The following is a 20,866-nucleotide window of genomic DNA, read 5'->3' as shown; positions in this document are numbered from 1 at the left end:
TCCACCTTCGAAACGTTTTTTGTTTCGACTCCACCTTCAAACCTTTGTTTCGACTTCAACTTTTCGCTTACATATGCCATGATGGGAGTAGTATAAACAAAAACAATTCTAACACGGTTTCTGTGTCTATATGTTTAAAATCAGCTTACGCGATTGGGTAATATTACTCACCATTTTACCAACCACTGTGATTGGTCTGAGTTTGGCTGGATTTTTTACGTTCTCTCGAATTTCCGATTTGGAAGCAAGTTTGTTCTACCGTGTTAACGCCATTTCACAACCTTTGAAAATCAGCGCCCAGTCAGGGCTTCGAAATAATAACGTCAGATTTTTGGATGAACTGCTCAAAGATCTGCAAGTAAATCAAAATGATTTACTCGACAACATGCTGATTTTAAGCGAAGGATTAGAAACCGTTGCGGTAAGTCGTCAGGACGTGGATAGTAGCGTACTACTCACCGAGGAAATTCGCTCGAACCTAGCGAATACTCAATTTGTCGCATTCGAAGATTATTACCTCTTTACCTCACCCATAACGTATAACCAGTACACCGTTGATGGTCAACGTGACACTCAGTTAATGGGTTACCTATTACTGGTGGTTGATCGCACCGATATTACCATGCACGAGCAAAGCCTTTATATTGTCTCGTTTTTAATTATCCTGATGTCAGTGCTATTGTCCGGGGTGTTTGCCAATCGATTGATAAATCGCATCGCCATTCCCGTTCAGCAGATGAACCTGGCTATCGATAGAATGAGAAATGGTCTGTATGACACTCAGATTGATTCTTTTTATAAGGGCGAGTTGGAGGAGTTACGCAAAGGCCTCAACATTTTGTTCTTCTCATTACGGGACTATCATAACGATTTGGATCGCAATATCGACCAGGCGACCACGGACTTACGAGAAAGCCTTGAACAATTTGAAATTCAAAACGTTGAATTGGATATGGCGAAACGCCGGGCGCAGGAAGCAAGCCGGGTAAAATCCGAATTCCTAGCCAATATGAGTCACGAATTGCGGACCCCGCTAAACGGTGTAATTGGCTTTACCCGACAAGTATTAAAAACCCCGTTATCCAGCACTCAACGAGATTACCTGAGCACCATAGAGCGTTCTGCCAATGGCCTGTTAACCATAATTAATGACATTCTCGATTTTTCAAAATTGGACTCAAACCGTCTTGTTATTGAAAATATTCCACTTGCGTTCAATGCAACCATTGAAGAAGCTCTAACGCTTCTTGCGCCTTCCGCCAATGAAAAAAACCTGGATTTATCATTACGGATAAACCCCAACTTACCAGATTCACTCATTGGTGATGCCATGCGAATTCAGCAAGTGCTCACTAACCTTATTGGCAATGCTATTAAGTTTACAGATTCTGGCTCCGTGGAAATTGATATCGATTACAAGATACTCGAAGACTCAAATATTCAGTTAGTCGTCGCAGTGAAAGATACTGGCATCGGTATCAATACACAGCAACAGGAAAATCTGTTTGAAGCATTTGGCCAGGCGGATAATAGTATTACCCGCATGTATGGTGGTACGGGGCTTGGCTTAGTGATTTCTAAGCGAATTGCGCAGGAAATGAATGGCGATATTCGTTTTGAAAGCAGAGCCGAGCATGGCACGACGTTTTGGTTTGAATGGCAGTGTCAGTTAAATCCACTACCGATAGACAGCAAGCCTTACCCGGCAGATTTAAAAGATAAGCAGGTAATCCTTTATGATCCACTGCCCCATTGCCGTTTAGCCGTAGAAGAGCTTTTGAAGTTTTGGAAAATGCAGGTTACCACGGTATCCAGTAACGAAGACTTACTTAAACAAGGTGAACAGCTCTCATTCGATATTGCCATTGTCTCGGTGCATATTAATGAGTCGCAAATTGATGACTCGCTCCGATTAATTCAAAACCTGAGCCAGCATATACCGGAAATTTATGTCGCCGTTAATTCCAATGCCGCGAATTTATCCGAAGCATTCATTTCTGCCGGTGCAATAAACTGTTTCAGTAAACCCTATCTCGCCAATAAGCTCGCCCAGCAAATTTCAAAAGATGACAAAATTGTAGCGCAATCATCGCCCAGAGCTTTGCCGCTGAAAAAGCTTGATATTAAAGTGCTCGCCGTTGATGACAATGAAGCAAACCTGAAACTGATTAGCACGCTTCTCGGTGAGCTTGTCGAAACTGTTGTGACCGCCAACAATGGTAAAGAAGCTTTAGATCTCGCCAGCAAAGAGCGATTTGTGTTTATTTTTATGGATATCCAGATGCCGATCATGGATGGCATCACGGCCATGGAAAAAATACGGCTGACGACGTTAAACAGCGATACTCCCGTAGTGGCGGTAACCGCGCATGCCCTGCAGGGGGAAAAAGACAAAATGCTTGAGAAAGGGTTCTTTGGTTATATGACAAAACCCATTGATGAAACGCTGCTGAAACACTACTTATATGAACATGGGATGTCCGAGCCTGCGCCCGTATTTAGCCGACCAGAGGTTGCCCCACAGGAAACCTTCCCAATTGGCAAATTCAAAGGCATCATCGACTGGTCTTTGGCCATTGAACGTTCGGGCAATCGCCCTGAGTTGGCCAAAGAAATGCTATCTATGTTGTTGAAATCTTTACCAGATACCAAAGCGGCGTTACAAAACCAGCTTGACAGCAATGACCAGCAAGGCTTTGTGCAAGTCATCCATAAACTCAATGGCGCCTGTTGCTATAACGGCGTGCCACGACTGGAAAAAGTGTGTCGCGAAATCGAAACCCATTTAAGCGAGCAGACACTCGATAGCATCGAACCTGAGCTGCTGGAGATGTTTGACGAAATCGACAAGCTGATTCAGATTAGCGAGGAGATGGGGGAGAGTCTTAGCGGTGAGTCTTAGCGGTGACGCGAGTGCGTCACCGCTGTTTGCTGCGCGGGTGGATAAAACGCGTCATTAACTACACGCGTTTTGGGTGGAGGACTGCGTCGGGTGGATAAAACCTTAGTTCCGGCAGGTTTTTAGGTGACAACTTCGTGGCAAAGAGCCAGTCAAGCCGGCACGGCTCCGCCGCCATCCAGGGAGAACTTTCGCTCGTCTTACTCCTTCCGTTATCCTCACGCCCCTGCCGTCACCCTCACTTCTTCCGTTACCCTAACTACTTCCGTCATCCTCACGGAAGTGGGGATCTGCGTTTGCTCTAGATTCACAGTAGTGTCTGGGAATGACGGGAAGGCTGCGCGGGTGGATAAAACGCGTCATTAACTACGCGCGTTTTGGGTGGAGGACTTCGTCGGGTGGATAAAACCTTAGTTCCGGCAGGTTTTTAGGTGACAACTTCATGGTAAAAAGCCAGTCAAGCCGGCACGGTTCCGCCGCCATCCAGGGAGAATTTTCGCTCGTCTTACTCCTTCCGTTATCCTCACGCCTATTCGTCATCCTCACGGAAGTGGGGATCTGCTGTGCCTTAGATTCCCAGTAGTGTCTGGGAATGACGGTGATATAGTCATCCTCACGAAATTGGGGATCTGCTGTTGTTTTAGATTCCCAGTAGTGTCTGGGAATGACGGGAAGGGTGGCCCCCGAATGGAGCTTTAGTTCGCACTCGCATCTATTTGCATTTCTAATGCGGAAGTCACCCTGACGCAGTTCGTTTGCAGCGTCTGTCACCTTTAGAGAGATTCCGCCCAGCGATAGGAATCTCGAGGCCGGCATCTATTTGCTCAACACCACAAACGCTATCGCATAGTGTTCTTCATCAGACAGACTGATATGAAAGCTATTGGCTTTTAGTTTTTGAGCAAGTTCTAACGCGCGACCATTGAAAGCCAATTGTGGCTGGCCATTTTCGAGGTTTGAGATTTCGATGTGCTGAAATGAAACACCATCGGCAATACCGGTACCTAATGCCTTTGCCGCCGCTTCCTTGGCCGCCCAGCGTTTTGCCAGAAATCGCTCTGGATAGTTATGCTCGGTGAATACTCGGAGCTCTGATTCGGTCAAAATCCGCAGTGCAAGTTTTTCACGTGCTCGCTCCTGCATCTTGCTGATCCGAGCAATTTCAATTAAATCATTACCGATGCCAACGACTGACATAAAAGCTCCTTAACTCATAAGGTGGAGTAAAATATTCCACTGCGTCATATTTTATGGCGGACTCTGACGAAGGTGGATAAAACCTGCTCCGCTTGCGGTTTTTAGGTGACGGCTAACGCTATGACAACGAACCGTCTCTTTCCTCGTTATCCCGGCGTACGACTATAGGATATAGGAGGCAGAACGAAGCATGGATGCCTGAGTCGAGGCCGGGATCTCGCTTTTGTACAGGCTGACGAAAAGCTACCTCGAGACGAATAGTCTCGACTCCACCGAAAATTGCTCCTCGATAACTGCTCCTCGATAACTGCTCCTCGATAACTGCTCCTGCGTTATTCTACCTTCATACATCCATGTACTTGTGCATTTTCGGCATATAAACCATTCCTGGTTAAAACCATTTCAGCTTTGCTGAAACTCCACCATTGACGTTTTAGGTCAAACCCACCCTTAAAACGCATTCTGTTTTGACTCCATCCTTGCAGCTACGCCGCAACTCCCTCTTCAAAACGCACCACGTTTTGTAGTTAGTGCCCACTCGCAGCGTTAAACGGGTCAAGCTGCATCGCTCTGGCATCTAACATCAGTTGTTTCATATCTCGTACGGCTTTGTCCAGGCCATCAATGGCGGCGCGGGCAATAATGGCATGGCCAATATTCAATTCGATGATTTGGGGGATCGCCGCAATCGGTTTTACATTGAAGTAATGTAATCCATGCCCGGCATTCACTTTTAGCCCTATCGAGTCGGCATATTCAATCCCTTTGATTAAACGTGCCAGCTCTTCATGCATTTCCGCCTCGGTTTCGGCTTCGGCATACTGGCCGGTATGAATTTCGATAAAAGCTGCACCCGTCGCCTTAGCCGCATCGATTTGCGCAATGTCGGCATCAATAAATAGGCTCACCGTTGTACCGTGACTATGTAGGCGTAGTACCGCGTCACTGACTTTCACCAATTTACCTGCCACATCCAGCCCCCCTTCCGTCGTCAACTCTTCGCGTTTTTCAGGGACAAGACAACAAAACTTAGGTTTAATCTGCGCGGCAATATCGAGCATTTCATCGGTAACCGCCATTTCCAGATTCATACGGGTTTGTAGGGTTCGTGCCATCACTTCCACGTCACGATCATTAATATGGCGTCTGTCTTCCCGCAAATGAATAGTAATACCATCAGCTCCAGCAAGCTCGGCAACCGAGGCGGCATGGACAGGATCCGGATAGCTAGTCCCGCGCGCCTGACGTAATGTGGCAATATGATCTACATTTACACCCAGTAATATATCTTTCATGGTTTCACGACTACTCTAAAATTTATAAAAATGTCATTTGCTATATGCAAACAGTTTTCGACTTTGCAGTGGGCGACTTCCCAACAAAGGCTTAAATACTTGCCTCATCAGCGATTTACAGGTCAATAGTACGTCTGGATCCTGTAAATTTCCATCTCTTATTGCCAGTAAGTGACGACGATCGAATTTATTGATGCTGCGTTCATAATCGGCACTGACTAACCCCTGTTCTGGCAAATAATACCAATAATCAGGGCTCGATTCCTGAACCTGAGAATCCTCATCCAATACAGAAAAATCGATGCCAAGACCAAGTTCTTCAAGTAAAGCAAACTCAAAGCTTCTTAATATGGGCTCGATTGATATTTGTTGTTCCAACTGAGTCAGGGCATGATGATAGTGCGCAAACAGTGTCTCACAACTGATGTTTTGGGGAAGCAAGCGCACGCAAAGCTCATTAAGATAAAAGCCGCTATACAAGAATTGCCGCGACAGAGGTAAAGGCAATTGCGCCTTTTCAATTTGCGTTAAGGTTAGCAAAGAGCCTTTGCCTTTAAGCTGCACCTGCAGTGTTGAAAAGGGTTGCAGCTGAGCGCGTTTGCTATTTTTACGACTACTACCAGCATAAGCCACGGCACTAATGTGGCCGAGGTCTTTTGATAGTAGGTTTAACAATAAGCTATTTTCCCGATAGGGTCTCGAATGCAATAAATAAACGGTTTGTAATGCGAGCTCCCTGTCCTTGTTCATACTTAACCCGAGTAATCGTCACCGTACCCTAAGCTACGCAAGGCTCGTTCATCATCGGCCCAACCGGATTTAACTTTGACCCAGGTCTCGAGAAACACCTGACATTGTAAAAGGTTTTCAATATCACGGCGAGCTTCGCGGCCAATGACTTTAAGCTTTTCGCCTTTATTGCCGATGACCATCCGTTTTTGCGAATTGCGCTCTACTAAAATCAACGCATTGATATGAACAATGCCATTTTGGTCAATTTTAAATTGTTCGATTTCAACCGTGGTGGAATAAGGCAGCTCATCACCGGTAAAACGCATCAGTTTTTCACGAATGATTTCGGACGCCATAAAACGTGAAGAACGATCGGTAATATAATCTTCCGGAAACCAAAAATCCCCTTCCGGTAATATATCCAGACAACGTTGGCGAATTTCATTTAAATTGTCGCCTTTGGTTGCGCTGATCGGAATAATATCCTGAAAATCATGCAACTGTCCAAGTGTCTGTAAGTGGGGTAATAGTGCTTCTTTATCCTGAACATTATCGGTTTTATTGATCGCCAGAATGACTGGTCTGCCACTTTTTTTAATTTTATTGAGCACCAGTTGATCATCATCGGTCCAATGGGTTCCTTCGACCAAAAATACAATCAGCTCAACTTCAGCAATCGAGCTGCTTGCGGCTCGGTTCATCAAGCGATTGATGGCGCGTTTTTCTTCCGCATGCAAACCTGGCGTATCGACTAAAACCGCTTGTTTATTGCCTTCCGTGAGAATACCAAGGATGCGATGACGGGTAGTTTGCGGTTTACGGGAAGTAATACTTACCTTTTGCCCTAACAGCGCATTCAGTAATGTAGATTTACCAACATTTGGTCGGCCTACAAACGCGACCAGACCACAATGACGGGCTTGTTCAGACATTGAGTAACTCCAAGGCTTGTTGCGCCGCAGCCTGTTCGGCTTTACGGCGAGAAGTGCCTTTACTAACGATTTCTTGATCGATGCCAGTGACCACACAACTTACGGTAAATTCCTGATTATGGGATTGTCCCGTTGTATTGATGACATCATAGGTCGGTAAAGGTTGTCGTCTTCCCTGCAGGTATTCCTGCAAACGGGTTTTCGGATCTTTTTGCGCTTTTCCCGGTTGGATCGCTTCAAGACGCTGACTAAACCATTGATTTACCAGAGCCTGACATTGACTGAGATCGGAATCTAAGTAGACCGCCCCGATGATTGCTTCAGTGGCATCTTCTAAGATAGATTCTCGGCGAAATCCGCCGCTTTTTAGCTCCCCTGGCCCCATTTGCAAATAATCACCCAGGTCAAAATCCCTAGCGATTTCTGCCAGCGTGGCGCCCCGGACTAAGCTGGAGCGCATGCGTGTCAGCTCTCCTTCAGAGGCCTCTGGAAACCTGCGGTACAACTCATTGGCAATGATATAACCTAAAATTGAATCGCCCAAAAACTCTAAGCGCTCATTATTCAAGCCTTTTGCGCTGCGATGGGTCAGAGCCTGAGCCAATAGCTCGGGATCGTTAAATTGATAACCGATGCGGTTACTCAATTTTTGTAATTTATCAATACCAGCCAATTAATTAATTCCGCCAATGCGCTCAAAACGAAACCCGGTGGGTATCCACGTTGGTAACCAGCTATCCTGGGTTCGTTCAAATTCAAAACTCATCCAGATCGCCACGGCTTCACCGACCAAGTTATCTTCCGGAACAAAACCCCAAAAACGGCTATCCTGAGAATTATCCCGATTATCGCCCATTACAAAGTATTGTCCTTCCGGAACAATCCATTGGCCCTTTGCCGTGCCCGGTTGATTATGGAAGCGACGGGTCTGCTGGTAGGTATTATTGTTGACTAAAATTTCGTGGTCGCGGCCTGGCAATTTTTCATTGTAACGGGTCAGAGCCATATTGAGCTGCGAATATTCACCGGTGGCAAGAAATTCATTCATGACCTTATCGGCTCCCGGACAATCGCTGGATTGATCCGGACAAGCAGGCTTGATGTATAGGGTCTTGTTACGATAAATGACCACATCGCCTGGGACACCGATCACCCGTTTAATAAAATCGACGCGCTCGTCTTCTGGATATTTAAATACCACAACATCGCCTCTTTCTGGCGCGCCGTTTTCCCAGAATTTGGTGCGAGTAACGGGTTCGCGCAAGCCATAATTAAATTTATTGACCAGAATGAAGTCACCATCAAACAAGTTCGGCATCATCGAGCCACTTGGGATCTGGAAAGGTTCGTAAATAAACGAACGTAGTACCATAACAAAGGCAATGACCGGAAAAATTTGCACGGAGGTTTCGACAAAACCATTAGGTTCGGTGATTTTTCGCTGTGCTTCTTCCGTCAATGGCTGAGCGCATTGTGATTGTGTTGACGCAAGGTTAAGTTGACGTTTAGGTGCGAACACAAATTTATCCAACAACCAAACGGTACCGGTAACCAAAGTCGCGATAACCAAAATCAATGAAAAGTACATTGCCATAATTTATTATTTTCCTAGTTTTAATACGGCCAAAAACGCTTCTTGAGGCACTTCGACGCTTCCTACCTGCTTCATCCGTTTTTTACCTTCTTTTTGTTTCTGCAATAATTTTTTCTTACGACTGATATCACCGCCGTAACACTTGGCGATAACGTTTTTACGCAGTTGCTTGACCGTTGTACGGGCAATGACATTGTTACCAATTGCCGCCTGAATGGCAACATCGAACATTTGTCTGTGAATCAATTCTTTTAACTTATCAACAAGTTGGCGACCACGAGATACCGAGTTTGTGCGGTGAGTAATCATCGCCAAAGCGTCGACCCGGTCACCATTGATTAACACATCGGTGCGCACCATATCTGACGCTTCAAATCGGACAAAGCTATAATCCAACGATGCATAGCCTCTAGACGTCGACTTCAATTTGTCAAAAAAGTCCATCACAACTTCGGCCATCGGCAATTCATACACAACAGCAACCTGATTGCCGTGATAGGTCATGTTTTTCTGCACGCCACGCTTTTCGACACATAGGGTAATAACATTGCCCAAATGCTCCTGCGGCACGAGTATGTGTGCTTCGACAATTGGCTCGCGAATTTCATCGATTTCATTCACCGCTGGCAAATCCGACGGGTTATCGATGGTTACTACCGTACCGTCGGTACGCAACACTTCATAGTTTACCGTTGGCGCGGTCGTGATCAGATCCAAGTCATATTCACGTGCCAGGCGTTCTTGAATGATTTCCATGTGGAGCATGCCTAAAAAGCCACAACGGAAACCGAACCCTAACGCCCCTGAAGACTCAGGTTCAAAAAACAAAGACGCATCGTTTAAGCTTAGTTTATTCAGCGCATCTCGGAAGTTTTCAAAATCATCAGAGCTAATTGGGAAAATACCGGCATATACCTGAGGTTTTACTTTCTGAAAACCAGGCAATGCTTCGGTCGCAGGTTTGCGCGTCAGTGTTAATGTATCCCCGACAGGTGCCCCATGAATCTCTTTGATGCCGGCAATAACAAAACCAACTTCACCGGTTCTCAGCGTACCGGTATCGGTTTGCTTCGGTGTAAAAATTCCGACTTTATCGATAATGTGAGTCTGACCTGTCGACATCACCGTCATCTTATCGCCCGCTTTGATTTCGCCATGAACCACACGGACCAATGATACAACGCCTTGGTAGTTATCAAACCAGGAATCAATGATCAGCGCTTGCAGATTATCGTCTGTCTCACCTTTTGGTGGTGGTACATTGGCAACAATACTCTCTAAAACATCTTCGATACCAATGCCGGTTTTTGCCGAACACTGGACCGCATCCGTCGCATCGATACCAATGATGTCTTCGATTTCTTCACTCACACGCTCAGGATCCGCTTGTGGTAAATCAATCTTATTCAAGATTGGCACAACTTCTAAATCCATTTCTATCGCGGTATAACAATTTGCAAGTGTCTGCGCTTCTACGCCCTGCCCTGCATCTACGACAAGCAATGCACCTTCACAGGCTGCGAGTGAACGAGATACTTCATAGGAGAAATCTACATGTCCGGGGGTATCGATAAAGTTTAACTGATAGGTTTCGCCATCTTTGGCTTTATAGTCCAAGGTCACACTCTGTGCCTTGATGGTGATACCACGCTCGCGCTCTAAATCCATGGAATCGAGAACCTGTGATTCCATTTCACGATCAGCCAGGCCGCCGCAATGCTGAATCAGACGATCCGACAAAGTCGATTTACCGTGATCGATGTGAGCGATAATTGAAAAATTTCGGATATGCTTCATAGGAGGAAAAATACTAGGTTGTAATAAAAATCAATAATGGCGTGATTTTAGCTAATTTAACGCCTCGGGGCTATCTTTAGTTGCGGATATTGACTGGGATTACCCGTGGGTCGGCGCTTTTGTCACATTTTCTTAGGATTTTAACATCAAGGGCCTGTTTCCTTTGCGGCTGACGCTGGATATAGCGCGCCAGATAAAACCCGCCGATCCCGCCGAAAACCCCCACAGATAATGCGGAAAGTTCATGCAACTGCCATTGCTGAACCAATAGAAACTGACCAATTGCCGCGGCAATGATTAACCCTATCAGTGGCAGCAGATAGACTTGCATGGCCGCCGACAAAAGATGGTTTTGTGGTAATGCGATAACGACCTCATCTCCGGGCTTTAGTTCGAGAGATGTGGTCAGGGTAAGCTTCATATATCTCACACCTAAGCCTTTTGCGATCTGGCCACTGCCACAGGTATCGACTTGCTGACAACTGGAACAGCCAGACTTCACCACGCTTTCGACATCGACCTGGTTGCCTTCAACGCGGGTTACGCGAGCAGTTTCTTCAATCATAAAGGTCCAAAAGTGATTTTAGGTGAATGATAGGGGAATTGTACCTTGTTTGGGCGCTAAAGTTCTAGCTGCGTTGAAAACAACGCGTTGAGACGGTGTCAGGGTGAGAGACGAACACGTCAGGGTGACAGACGAACACGTCAGGGTGACAGATGCGAACCAATGTTCTCTCAGGGTGACAAACACAGCTTAAATGGCTGTGTTAGGGTGTCAAATCGAACTGAAGTTCTCTTAGGGTGACTACCCTAGCCGTCATTCCCAGACACTACTGGGAATCTAATGCAAAAGCAGATCCCCACTTTCGTGAGGATGACGGAACGAGCTGCGAGCTAGTGCGCTCATCAGGTGACTACCTGTACCGTCATTCCCAGACACTACTGGGAATCTAACGCAAAAGCAGATCCCCACTTTCGTGAGGATGACGGAGTTTGGGTGTGAGGATGATGGAGTTGGGTGTGAGGATGACGAAACAAAGTGCAAGCTAAAGCTCTACAGGTGACAAACACAGGTAAAAACGCTGTGTTAGGGTGACAGCCACAGCAAACAACACTGCGTCTGGTGACAAATCGAACTAAAGTTCTCTTAGGGTGACTACCCTTGCCGTCATTCCCAGACACTACTGGGAATCTAACGCAAAAGCAGATCCCCACTTTCGTGAGGATGACGGAGTTTGGGTGTGAGGATGACAGGGTTGAGGTTGAGTTTGAATATGATGAGTTGGCTGTGAGGATGACGGAACAAAGTGCAAGCTAAAGCTCTACAGGTGACAAACACAGGTAAAAACGCTGTGTTAGGGTGACGGCCACAGCAAACAACACTGCGTCTGGTGACAAATCGAACTGAAGTTCTCCTAGGGTGACTACCCTTGCCGTCATTCCCAGACACTACTGGGAATCTAACGTAAAAGCAGATCCCCACTTTCGTGAGGATGACGGAGTTTGGGTGTGAGGATGACGGAGTTTGGGTGTGAGGATGACGGAGTTTTGGGTGAAGATGACGCAGTTGTCACCTAAAAACCTGCCGGGACTAAGGTTTTATCCACCCGACGAAGTTGTCACCTAAAAACCTGCCGGGACTAAGGTTTTATCCACCCGACGAAGTTGTCACCTAAAAACCTGCCGGGACTAAGGTTTTATCCACCCGACGAAGTTGTCACCTAAAAACCTGCCGGAACTAAGGTTTTATCCACCTGTTAACTCAGCGTAAGTGTGTCTAAAGCATGCTTAATTAAACGTTATTGAATCTGCGATTGCGTTGGCAGTCTGGGCTGGTACTTTGCCAACGACATTGATTTCATACCCTTCACGGATTTGTGAAAGTAGCACGGTCGCACCCGTTTGATTGATTGAAGATTTGCGGGGCGCTTCATCAGTAGCACTGACATAAACCGAAACGTCCACCAGACCATCATTAAACAACAAGAAATCGACCGGAAGGTTGATGGTCTCAACAAAGTGCTGATTGGACTCTAACATATCGAAACCATTGGGTAGCCAGTTAACACGCCAGTTCAATTGCGCCTGTGAAACTTCCAACGGATTATCATGGGTTTTCGGCAGTTCTGCTTCGAGCAATTGCTTGAGCATTTCATTAGAATGTTCACTTATTGTAAGGTGAGTAAACTGAATTTGTTCCAATAATTCCCCTTCACCATTAATAATTGCCGCTTTCAATAACAAACCGCTTTCAATATCTAGCCATACCCAATAGCCAAAGCGTTGTTTGTCCTTACTTACCAGGCGAATCAATTGCGCCGGACGTCCAAGGATTCGACTTTTGCCAACTTCAACCAAATCATAACTCTGGTGTACTTTTTCAATATCCGAGGTAAACGCGCGAGGAATGGGACCGCTGATACTGTCGGTGGTAACCGAATAAGGTTGTTGGTTTGATTCAAAATAGCTGACAGTATTATCTACCCGCACCGCTTCTTTACGCGGTCCATTTAGTAGTGAAATTAATTCAAGCTCACGGCCATCTTCGATTCCATGCAGCCAACGATAGGGCTCTGCACGGTTGTTTCGTACCACAACAAATGAGGTATCAAAGTTTAATTGCCGTAATGAATTGGATAAACGTTGTAACCATTGTTTTGCGGTAGGTTGTGGCTCGACTTGTTGCTGGTCAGTGGGCGCGGGTTGCTGAGCGCTTGGTTTAGTCGGTGACTCCCCTTCCTGGGGTTGTTGCGCGACTACCGACATACTCATGCATGCCGATACAATCAAAATAAATACGGACTTCATTATTTTTCGGGTTGTTCCTGGCGTTGTTCAGGCTGAGAACTACTGGCCTGTAACTTAATTTGTTTCTGGTGGTCGAGCAAGATTGCCTGAAGTTTTTGCTGGCGCTTTATTAAGTCCTGCTTTTGTTGGGTAATGCTCGGCTTCTCAAAGTTATAGCTCACTGGGTCTGCGACTCCACCAAAAGGCATTGGCTGGAAAACCTGACTTGGGACCAATGATTCTTCTTCCACTACATTGGCCTGTTGCACACCCAACACCATTAAACCGGCGGCGGATGCCGCAATCGCGAACTGGCCCGCGGGTTTGGTAAATTGAACGACTTTCGCTTTGACTCTATGGGCTAGAGACGGTGCTTTTTGAGGTGCTAACACGGTTGGTTCTGCGGCAATAGCAACAGCAATGTTATTTGCTAAATCAGGCATAATATACTGCCCGGTTTCGCCTCGCATAATATCACCAATCATGTGATACCGACCAAAGGTATCTAATTGTTGGTGATCTTGCTTGAGATCATCAATGGACAATCCTTCTGTTTCGTAGGAATCCAGAAATGCGGATATCGATTCACTGTTTTTGTTACTCATAATTTAACTCACAATTAGCGCTGCAATAATGGTTTAATTTTTTTATCTACCGCATCCCTGGCACGAAAGATTCGAGATCTTACGGTACCGACCGGACACTCCATTATATTGGCTATTTCCTCATAGCTTAACCCGTCCAGTTCTCGCAGATTAATCGCCGTTCGCAATTCTTCTGGTAACTGTTCGATGGTTGTAAATATCAATTGGCGAATTTCATCCGTTAAAATCATCCTCTCAGGCGAAGCATTTTCCCTCAGAGCATCACCACTATCGTACATCTGCGCATCTTCCACCTCGATATCCGATCCCGGTGGTTTACGACTTCCTGCTAACAGATGGTTCTTGGCGGTATTCACCGCAATTCGGTACAGCCAGGTATAAAAAGCACTTTCGCTACGAAAATTGCCAATCGCCCGATAGGCTTTGATAAAAGCTTCCTGGGTAACATCGGCGACATCGGCTTGGTTCTTTACATACCTCGAAACCAAGTTCATCACTTTCTGTTGATATTTTTGCACCAACAGATTAAAAGCGTTTTTATCTCCGTTCTGTACCTGTTTGACCAACATCTGGTCAACATTCTGTTCGCTCATTAGAGCTAATTCCCCTATATACTTTCTATCTGTCACCAACAATTCATATTGGCAACAACTACTCAGCTCTTGGCAAACGCATCTGTTATGACTGCTATGAACGTAAAAAGTTCGCAAAAATTCATTGAGAACGAAAAAAAATCGCTACAACTTCAATATTAGCCTTAATTTAACCGCCGACAAGCCGATGGCAATTGGTATTCCACTGATTTTACGTTAAAATTCCAAACCTGTCCGTCATCATAATATTACTTGCGACAATGAATCAACAACACAACTGCGACGTTCTGATAATCGGAAGTGGCGCCGCAGGTCTAACTTTGGCACTGAACCTGGCGCAAAAGGCCGACGTAATCCTATTAAGTAAAGGGCCTATCCACGAAGGCTCAACCTATTATGCCCAAGGTGGCATTGCGGCCGTATTTGATGAAAAAGATACCATTGACGCCCATGTCCAAGACACGCTCGTTGCCGGTGGCGGTATTTGTGATGAGGAAATGGTTCGTTTTACCGCTGAGCAGGCAAAATCGTCAATGCAGTGGCTGATTGAACAAGGGGTGCAATTTGATCAACGTCAATCGGCAAGCGGTGATACCGAATTCCACCTAACCCGCGAAGGTGGACATAGTCACAGGCGAATCCTTCATGCCGCCGATGCCACTGGCCACGCCGTTCAGACCACATTGGTGGATCGCGTTCGCCAACATTCTCGCATTCGAATATTTGAACGATGCAATGCCATCGATTTGATCACCCAGCGTTCACCCGAAAAGAAAGCTGAACACAGCTGCGTTGGCGCTTACGTGTGGAATCGAAATATTGAAAAGGTTGAAGCAATTCACGCCAAGAAAGTCATCCTCGCAACCGGTGGCTCAAGCAAAGTTTATCAATACACATCAAACCCGGATGTTGCCAGTGGCGATGGTATTGCCATGGCTTGGCGTGCGGGTTGCAGAGTTGCCAATATGGAATTTAATCAATTCCACCCAACCTGTTTATATCACCCGCAAGCCGGGACATTTTTATTAACCGAAGCACTGCGCGGTGAAGGTGCCATATTACGACGCCCTGATGGGAGTCGTTTTATGCCAGAGTTTGATCAAAGGGCCGAACTCGCACCACGAGATGTCGTCGCCAGAGCTATCGATTATGAAATGAAACGTCTGGGTGCAGATTGTATGTATCTGGATATCAGCCATAAAAGTCAGGAATTTATTCAACAACACTTTCCTACCATTTATGAGAAAACCTCAAAACTTGGCATGGATATGACACGCCAACCGTTGCCAGTCGTGCCAGCTGCCCACTACACCTGTGGTGGCGTAATGATCAATCGTCATGGACAAACCGATGTGAACAATCTCTATGCGATCGGTGAGGTTTCTTATACCGGTCTGCATGGAGCGAATCGAATGGCCAGTAATTCATTGCTTGAATGCATTGTTTTTGCCCGAGCTGCGGCGGAGCATATCTCTCAAAACCTGACAACAAAAGCCGATATTATTCCAATTCCCGCTTGGGATGAGAGTCGCGTGACAAATTCCGATGAAGAAGTGGTTATTCAACATAACTGGCATGAACTACGACTATTTATGTGGGATTACGTTGGCATTGTTCGCACTGAGAAGCGCCTTCAACGTGCTCTGAATCGAGTAAATTTATTGCAATCCGAGATCCAGGAATACTATCGCCACTTTAAAGTGAGTAATAACTTACTTGAACTGAGAAACCTGGTTCAGGTTGCAGAGCTAATTATTTTAAGTGCGATGGACAGAAAAGAAAGCAGAGGGTTGCATTATATTCTCGATTATCCTGAAACCTTTAACCATGGCAGTGCCACCATACTGACACCGATCCGAGACGCTTAATCTAATGTATTGGCGTGATCGCGGCAGCGATTTATGATCCGACACAGGTGTCGGTATTGATTTGGTTCGAGCATATCAGCATATATCCAAACGCGGCGAGCAACAGGTTTGGTTATTGAGGGGGCTAGAGGTTTGAGGAGCAAACAACAACCCCAAGGAGTAATTTTACTTTGTTGAAGAATTTTCCATTGTCGCGTTTCACAAAAGCTTAAGTCGCCTGAGCTATTGCAAAAAAAGGCTTGCCCTGGTCGAAATTGACGTTTGCAGCCTTGCCGTAGATTTTCAGCGAGTGAGACCCTGAAGAACAAAGTCACAATCAATACACCAAAAAATCCACTGCCGCTTTGAAAAACATAGAAAACCAGAAATGCGAGCAACAAACATGGCAAAGCGTAGCTTGTCAGCTCAACAAACGATTGGATTCGACTTCTGACTGACCGTAAATTAAACTTTGACGCGGTTGAGGATGAGTTGGACCATAGCTTTGAATTGCTCATCTTTGCACTCTTCATGCCCCATAAACCAGGCAAACAATTCCGGGTCGTCACACTCTAGTAATCTTTCGAATACTTGTTTTTGCTCATCATTAAGATGATCCCAGGCTTCATCTACGAATGGCATAAACAAAACATCTAGCTCTAACATTCCTCGTCTGCACGCCCATCGTAATCTCGCTTTGTTATTTGCCAACGTCATAATAAACTTGGATACTCCGTAATGTTAACTTGGATAGATAAAAGATAATTGTACCAATGACTTCGGACAATTGACTAGCTTAAAGCCGCTATTGGCGACAATTTTCTTAATTAAATCGAGATTACAGGTTGAAATTAGGATAATTTCCCCCACTATTTACAACAACTAAAGTATAAAGCATTCCCAAGTAGATACTCATGAAAGTTGATTCTTCACATCCTTCACTTGAATCATTGCCAGCGGCCTATGCCTGTCGATTAGCAAACCAATCGATGATTTGTGTATCCGGAGACGAAAGGTACTCTTATTTACAAGGTCAGTTAACCTGCGATGTTAATTCCCTGAGCGACAACCCATTACTCACCGGTGCCCATTGCGATGCGAAGGGTAAAGTTTTTTCTGCATTTCGTTTATTTGAGCATGGCGATCAGTTAATGATGCTAATGACTCCGGATTCCGCCAAAGCTTCCCTCGAACAATTAAACAAGTTTGCGGTTTTTGCAAAAGCGGAGCTGCAATTTAGCGACGACCAAGCCGCGGTTTTATCTGGTGATGATATCGACGACCTGCTCAGTAGCCATGTAGACACATTGCCCGACGTTAATAATCCCGTGATCACTCATCAACAACTCACCCTGATAAAATTTGATGGTCATAAAGCCGGTTATATCATTGTTGGCAGTGAACAAGAGCTAACCGCATTTTTGCAAGGTTTAGATATTGTTGTTTTTGATAGTGCCATTTGGAGTCTGCTTGAAGTTGTTAATGGTTCTCCAAGTCTTGCCAGTGGCGCAGTCGGGGAATATGTCCCGCAGATGCTCAATCTGCAAGCAATCAACGGGATCAGTTTTACTAAAGGTTGCTATATGGGCCAAGAAACCGTTGCTCGGATGAAGTACCTTGGCAAAAATAAAAGAGCCATGTTTTGTTTGCAGGGTAAATCAACCCAGTTAGTTGATGCCAACCAATTACTTGAAAAACAGTTAGGAGACAATTGGCGACGTGGCGGTAATATTACCAGCGTTTATCAGGCCGATGATGGTAGCCTATACATTCAAGCGGTTTTGGCCAACGACACCAACCCCAACGATATTTTTAGAATTAAAGATCTAGCCGATACGGTGTTAACGCAAATGCCGCTTCCCTATGAACTTGATGATTAATGATTGAAAGATAGGAATATTTATGAAAATTGCCGAAAACACGGTCGTAAAAATGCACTATGCCGTTATGGATAGCGAAAAAAACTTAATTGACAGTTCATACGACCATCAACCACTGGAGTTTATCCAGGGCTCTGGTTTTTTGATCCCGGGTTTGGAAGTTGCTCTTAATGAAAAAGCTGTTGGGGATAAATTTACAGTCGAAGTAGAAGCGGCAGAAGCTTATGGTGAGCGCCATGATGGTTTTGTACAAACCGTTCCGAAAGAGTTATTTCAGGGAATTGATAATCTAGATGTCGGCATGCAATTGCGTGCACAAACCGACGAAGGTGAGCAAACGGTGATTGTAGTCGACGTAGAAGATGACACAATTACTGTCGATGGTAACCACCCATTAGCAGGTCTTGATTTAGTGTTTGACGTAGAAATTCTAGAAGTCAGAACGGCAACAGAAGATGAAATTGCTCATGGCCATGTCCACAGTGAAGGCGGTTGTAATCACTAAGCTGAGATTTATCGAACGATAAGACTCAGCATCAGAAAAAAAGTAAATCTATAGATAAAAAGGGCTTATTCAAGCCCTTTTTTGCTTCGATTATCCCCTTGTTACACGTCATTTTCTAATTAACCCCTCTTGTACTCCTACTATTAATCCTGCAATTAATCCCGCAATTACCGCTAAAAATAACTCTTAATCAATTCGACCGAGCAACGCATCGAGCGATAAAGTCTGCGCGTAGCTCTAATAACCAACGTTAATAAACTTGGGTGATAGATAGAGTTGGTTACGGTTATCAGTAGTGGATGCACTGGCTATGTAGTTTATCGGGCCTGTAAGGAGTATTGAATCTGCTTAGCCGAATAGCCAAAAATCGATCCTTTGCTAGACTAAAACCATCGGAATGCACATAACCAAAGATTCCTATGTTAATTTCTCTTCCGCTTAAAGCTTCCTGCTTGGTTATCGTGAATTCTAATTGTTTGTTAATTAGGAAATAACCATGAAACGTTTTATGAATCTGTATAAATTAACTTTTGCTTTCACGCTTTTTCTTTCAATCCCTTTTACTGCCAATGCCGAAGAACAGTCTACTGCAAATATTGCAGAAGTCTGGGTAATGACGCCGGTTGAAGGCATGGAAGATAAGTTTGTAGAAGCGTTTAAAAATCACCTTGAATATCGTCAAGATAAAGAGGATCCACGAGAATGGAATACTTATCGCCCTTTACTTGGTAAGCATTTAAACAAGTATCACGTACGAACCTGCTGTGTTGCCTGGGGCGATCTCGATGATTACAAGGAATGGGCCAATAAAAACAATGTTGGTCAGCATTGGCAGGATAAAGTGAGTAAATATGTAGCTTCTTATGAGCATTATTATTACGAACTCGATATGGAAAACAGCAATTGGCCAGATGATAGCAGCAAGTTTATGTATTTTGGTGTCACTGAGTTTCACGGTAAATTTGGTAAAGATGGTGGTATCGAGCAAGGTAAAAAAGCATTAAGTGATAATGCAAAAGAGATGAAATGGCCTTACTACTGGTCTTGGTCACGTCGAATTGGCGGCAAAGGCGGTATTGGCCTAGTCATTCCTTATAACGATTATAAGGGCATGGAAAGACCTGAAGAAAACTTCTACCAGGCTTTAAGTAAACATTTAGGTAGTGAAGAAAAGGCACAGAAATTATTTGAACAGTGGGACAGTAACTTTAAAGGCTCTAAATATAATATTTATGTCATTGATAAAGAGATGAGTATGCAGGCTAAGTAATCTTTTGGGTAAAAGATTACTGTTGTAGAGGGATGCTGCGCGGGTGGATGCTGCGTGGGTGGATAAAACCTTAGTTCCGGCAGGTTTTTAGGTGACAACTTCGTAGGTGGATAAAACCTTAGTTCCGGCAGGTTTTTGGGTGACAACTGCGTAGGAGGATAAAACCTTAGTTCCGGCAGGTTTTTAGGTGACAACTGCGTAGGTGGATAAAACCTTAGTCTCGACAGGTTTTTAGGTGACAACTGCGTAGGTGGATAAAACCTTAGTTCCGACAGGTTTTTAGGTGGCAACTTCGTAGGTGGATAAAACCCTAGTCTCGGCAGGTTTTTAGGTGACAACTTCGTCATCTACACACTCAACTCCATCATCCTCACACTCAACTCCGTCATCCTCACGAAAGTGGGGATCTGCTTTTGCTTTAGATTCCCAGTAGTGTCTGGGAATGACGGTGTTGGTTAATTGTTTGCTGCGCGGGTGGATAAAACCTTAGTTCCGACAGGTTTTTAGGTGACAACTTCGTAGGTGGATAAAACCTTAGTCTCGGCAGGTTTTTAGGTGACAACTGCGTCATCTACACACTCAACTCCGTCATCCTCACAGCCAACTCATCATACCCATGTCCGTCATCCTCACGAAAGTGGGGATCTGCTTTTGCTTTAGATTCCCAGTAATGTCTGGGAATGACGGAAAGGGTAGTCACCCTAGGAGAACTTTAGTTCGATTTGTCACCAGACGCAGGCTTGTTTGCTGTGGCTGTCACCCTAACACAGCGTTTTTAGCTGTGTTTGTTACCTTTAGAGCTTTAGCTTGCACTTTGTTCCGTCATCCTCACGAAAGTGGGGATCTGCTTTTGCTTTAGATACCCAGTAGTGTCTGGGAATGACGGCAAGGGTAGTCACCCTAGGAGAACTTTAGTTCGATTTGTCACCAGAC

General features: G+C 45.1%; 18 protein-coding genes. 5 read left to right on the top strand and 13 right to left on the bottom strand.

All coding sequences use genetic code 11. The features are described 5' to 3' along the window. Positions 1-130: 130 nt before the first annotated feature. Positions 131-2,902, top strand: a complete 2,772-nt coding sequence (gene barA, locus FE810_RS16645; protein WP_138321751.1) for a two-component sensor histidine kinase BarA — start codon at positions 131-133, stop codon at positions 2,900-2,902. Positions 2,903-3,715: 813 nt separating this feature from the next. Here the strand turns inward: barA and acpS are convergent. The 11 genes from acpS to rpoE form a co-directional block, all read right to left on the bottom strand. Further along, complete coding sequence (acpS, locus tag FE810_RS16640; RefSeq protein ID WP_138321749.1) at positions 3,716-4,096, bottom strand: holo-ACP synthase; 381 nt, start codon at positions 4,094-4,096, stop codon at positions 3,716-3,718. A 527-nt stretch (positions 4,097-4,623) separates the two neighbouring features. Next, a complete protein-coding gene (gene pdxJ / locus FE810_RS16635; protein WP_138321747.1) occupies positions 4,624-5,391 on the bottom strand; it encodes a pyridoxine 5'-phosphate synthase in 768 nt (255 codons plus the stop codon). 33 nt (positions 5,392-5,424) lie between these two features. Continuing rightward, positions 5,425-6,141 (bottom strand): DNA repair protein RecO, encoded by a 717-nt coding sequence (gene recO / locus FE810_RS16630; protein ID WP_138321745.1) that lies wholly within the window; start codon positions 6,139-6,141, stop codon positions 5,425-5,427. 2 nt (positions 6,142-6,143) lie between these two features. Then, on the bottom strand, positions 6,144-7,055 hold the full coding sequence (gene era, locus FE810_RS16625; RefSeq protein ID WP_138321743.1) for a GTPase Era: 912 nt from the start codon (positions 7,053-7,055) through the stop codon (positions 6,144-6,146). After that, positions 7,048-7,719 carry a ribonuclease III gene (gene rnc / locus FE810_RS16620; RefSeq protein ID WP_138321761.1) on the bottom strand — a complete coding sequence of 224 codons (672 nt, stop codon included), beginning with the start codon at positions 7,717-7,719 and terminating at the stop codon, positions 7,048-7,050. The genes era and rnc overlap by 8 nt, the downstream gene beginning before the upstream one ends. Positions 7,720-7,728: 9 nt before the next feature. Continuing rightward, a complete protein-coding gene (gene lepB / locus FE810_RS16615) occupies positions 7,729-8,649 on the bottom strand; it encodes a signal peptidase I (protein ID WP_138321741.1) in 921 nt (306 codons plus the stop codon). 6 nt (positions 8,650-8,655) lie between these two features. Further along, entirely contained in the window at positions 8,656-10,446 is a 1,791-nt protein-coding gene (lepA, locus tag FE810_RS16610) for a translation elongation factor 4 (protein WP_138321740.1), read from the bottom strand. Between the two features lie 76 nt (positions 10,447-10,522). Then, on the bottom strand, positions 10,523-11,011 hold the full coding sequence (locus tag FE810_RS16605) for a SoxR reducing system RseC family protein (RefSeq protein ID WP_138321738.1): 489 nt from the start codon (positions 11,009-11,011) through the stop codon (positions 10,523-10,525). Positions 11,012-12,234: 1,223 nt separating this feature from the next. Next, positions 12,235-13,254 carry a MucB/RseB C-terminal domain-containing protein gene (locus FE810_RS16600; RefSeq protein ID WP_138321736.1) on the bottom strand — a complete coding sequence of 340 codons (1,020 nt, stop codon included), beginning with the start codon at positions 13,252-13,254 and terminating at the stop codon, positions 12,235-12,237. After that, positions 13,254-13,838 carry a sigma-E factor negative regulatory protein gene (locus FE810_RS16595; protein WP_138321734.1) on the bottom strand — a complete coding sequence of 195 codons (585 nt, stop codon included), beginning with the start codon at positions 13,836-13,838 and terminating at the stop codon, positions 13,254-13,256. Before FE810_RS16595 ends, FE810_RS16600 begins: the two co-directional genes overlap by 1 nt. 14 nt (positions 13,839-13,852) lie before the next feature. Then, complete coding sequence (gene rpoE / locus FE810_RS16590) at positions 13,853-14,431, bottom strand: RNA polymerase sigma factor RpoE (protein ID WP_138321732.1); 579 nt, start codon at positions 14,429-14,431, stop codon at positions 13,853-13,855. Between the two features lie 260 nt (positions 14,432-14,691). On the opposite strand from rpoE, the gene nadB reads away from it, so the two are divergent. After that, on the top strand, positions 14,692-16,299 hold the full coding sequence (gene nadB / locus FE810_RS16585; RefSeq protein WP_138321730.1) for an L-aspartate oxidase: 1,608 nt from the start codon (positions 14,692-14,694) through the stop codon (positions 16,297-16,299). Here the strand turns inward: nadB and FE810_RS17310 are convergent. Next, positions 16,296-16,796 carry a protein YgfX gene (locus FE810_RS17310; RefSeq protein WP_370738940.1) on the bottom strand — a complete coding sequence of 167 codons (501 nt, stop codon included), beginning with the start codon at positions 16,794-16,796 and terminating at the stop codon, positions 16,296-16,298. The two genes, nadB and FE810_RS17310, sit on opposite strands and share 4 nt — an antisense overlap. Next, positions 16,744-16,995, bottom strand: a complete 252-nt coding sequence (locus FE810_RS16575; RefSeq protein WP_138321726.1) for an FAD assembly factor SdhE — start codon at positions 16,993-16,995, stop codon at positions 16,744-16,746. The genes FE810_RS17310 and FE810_RS16575 overlap by 53 nt, the downstream gene beginning before the upstream one ends. 197 nt (positions 16,996-17,192) lie before the next feature. Here FE810_RS16575 and ygfZ point away from each other — a divergent pair, with 197 nt between their 5' ends. From ygfZ to FE810_RS16560, 3 genes are all read left to right on the top strand, one after another. After that, positions 17,193-18,158: a tRNA-modifying protein YgfZ gene (ygfZ, locus tag FE810_RS16570; RefSeq protein WP_138321724.1), complete on the top strand. Its 966-nt coding sequence runs from the start codon at positions 17,193-17,195 to the stop codon at positions 18,156-18,158. 22 nt (positions 18,159-18,180) lie between these two features. Further along, positions 18,181-18,663: an FKBP-type peptidyl-prolyl cis-trans isomerase gene (locus FE810_RS16565; protein WP_138321722.1), complete on the top strand. Its 483-nt coding sequence runs from the start codon at positions 18,181-18,183 to the stop codon at positions 18,661-18,663. Between the two features lie 496 nt (positions 18,664-19,159). After that, on the top strand, positions 19,160-19,933 hold the full coding sequence (locus FE810_RS16560; RefSeq protein WP_138321720.1) for a hypothetical protein: 774 nt from the start codon (positions 19,160-19,162) through the stop codon (positions 19,931-19,933). The last annotated feature ends 933 nt before the right edge of the window (positions 19,934-20,866 follow it).

Origin of the sequence: Thalassotalea litorea (assembly GCF_005843925.1) — a bacterium.
GTDB lineage: Bacteria > Pseudomonadota > Gammaproteobacteria > Enterobacterales > Alteromonadaceae > Thalassotalea_A > Thalassotalea_A litorea_A.
This window is presented reverse-complemented; position numbering and strand designations above follow the sequence as displayed.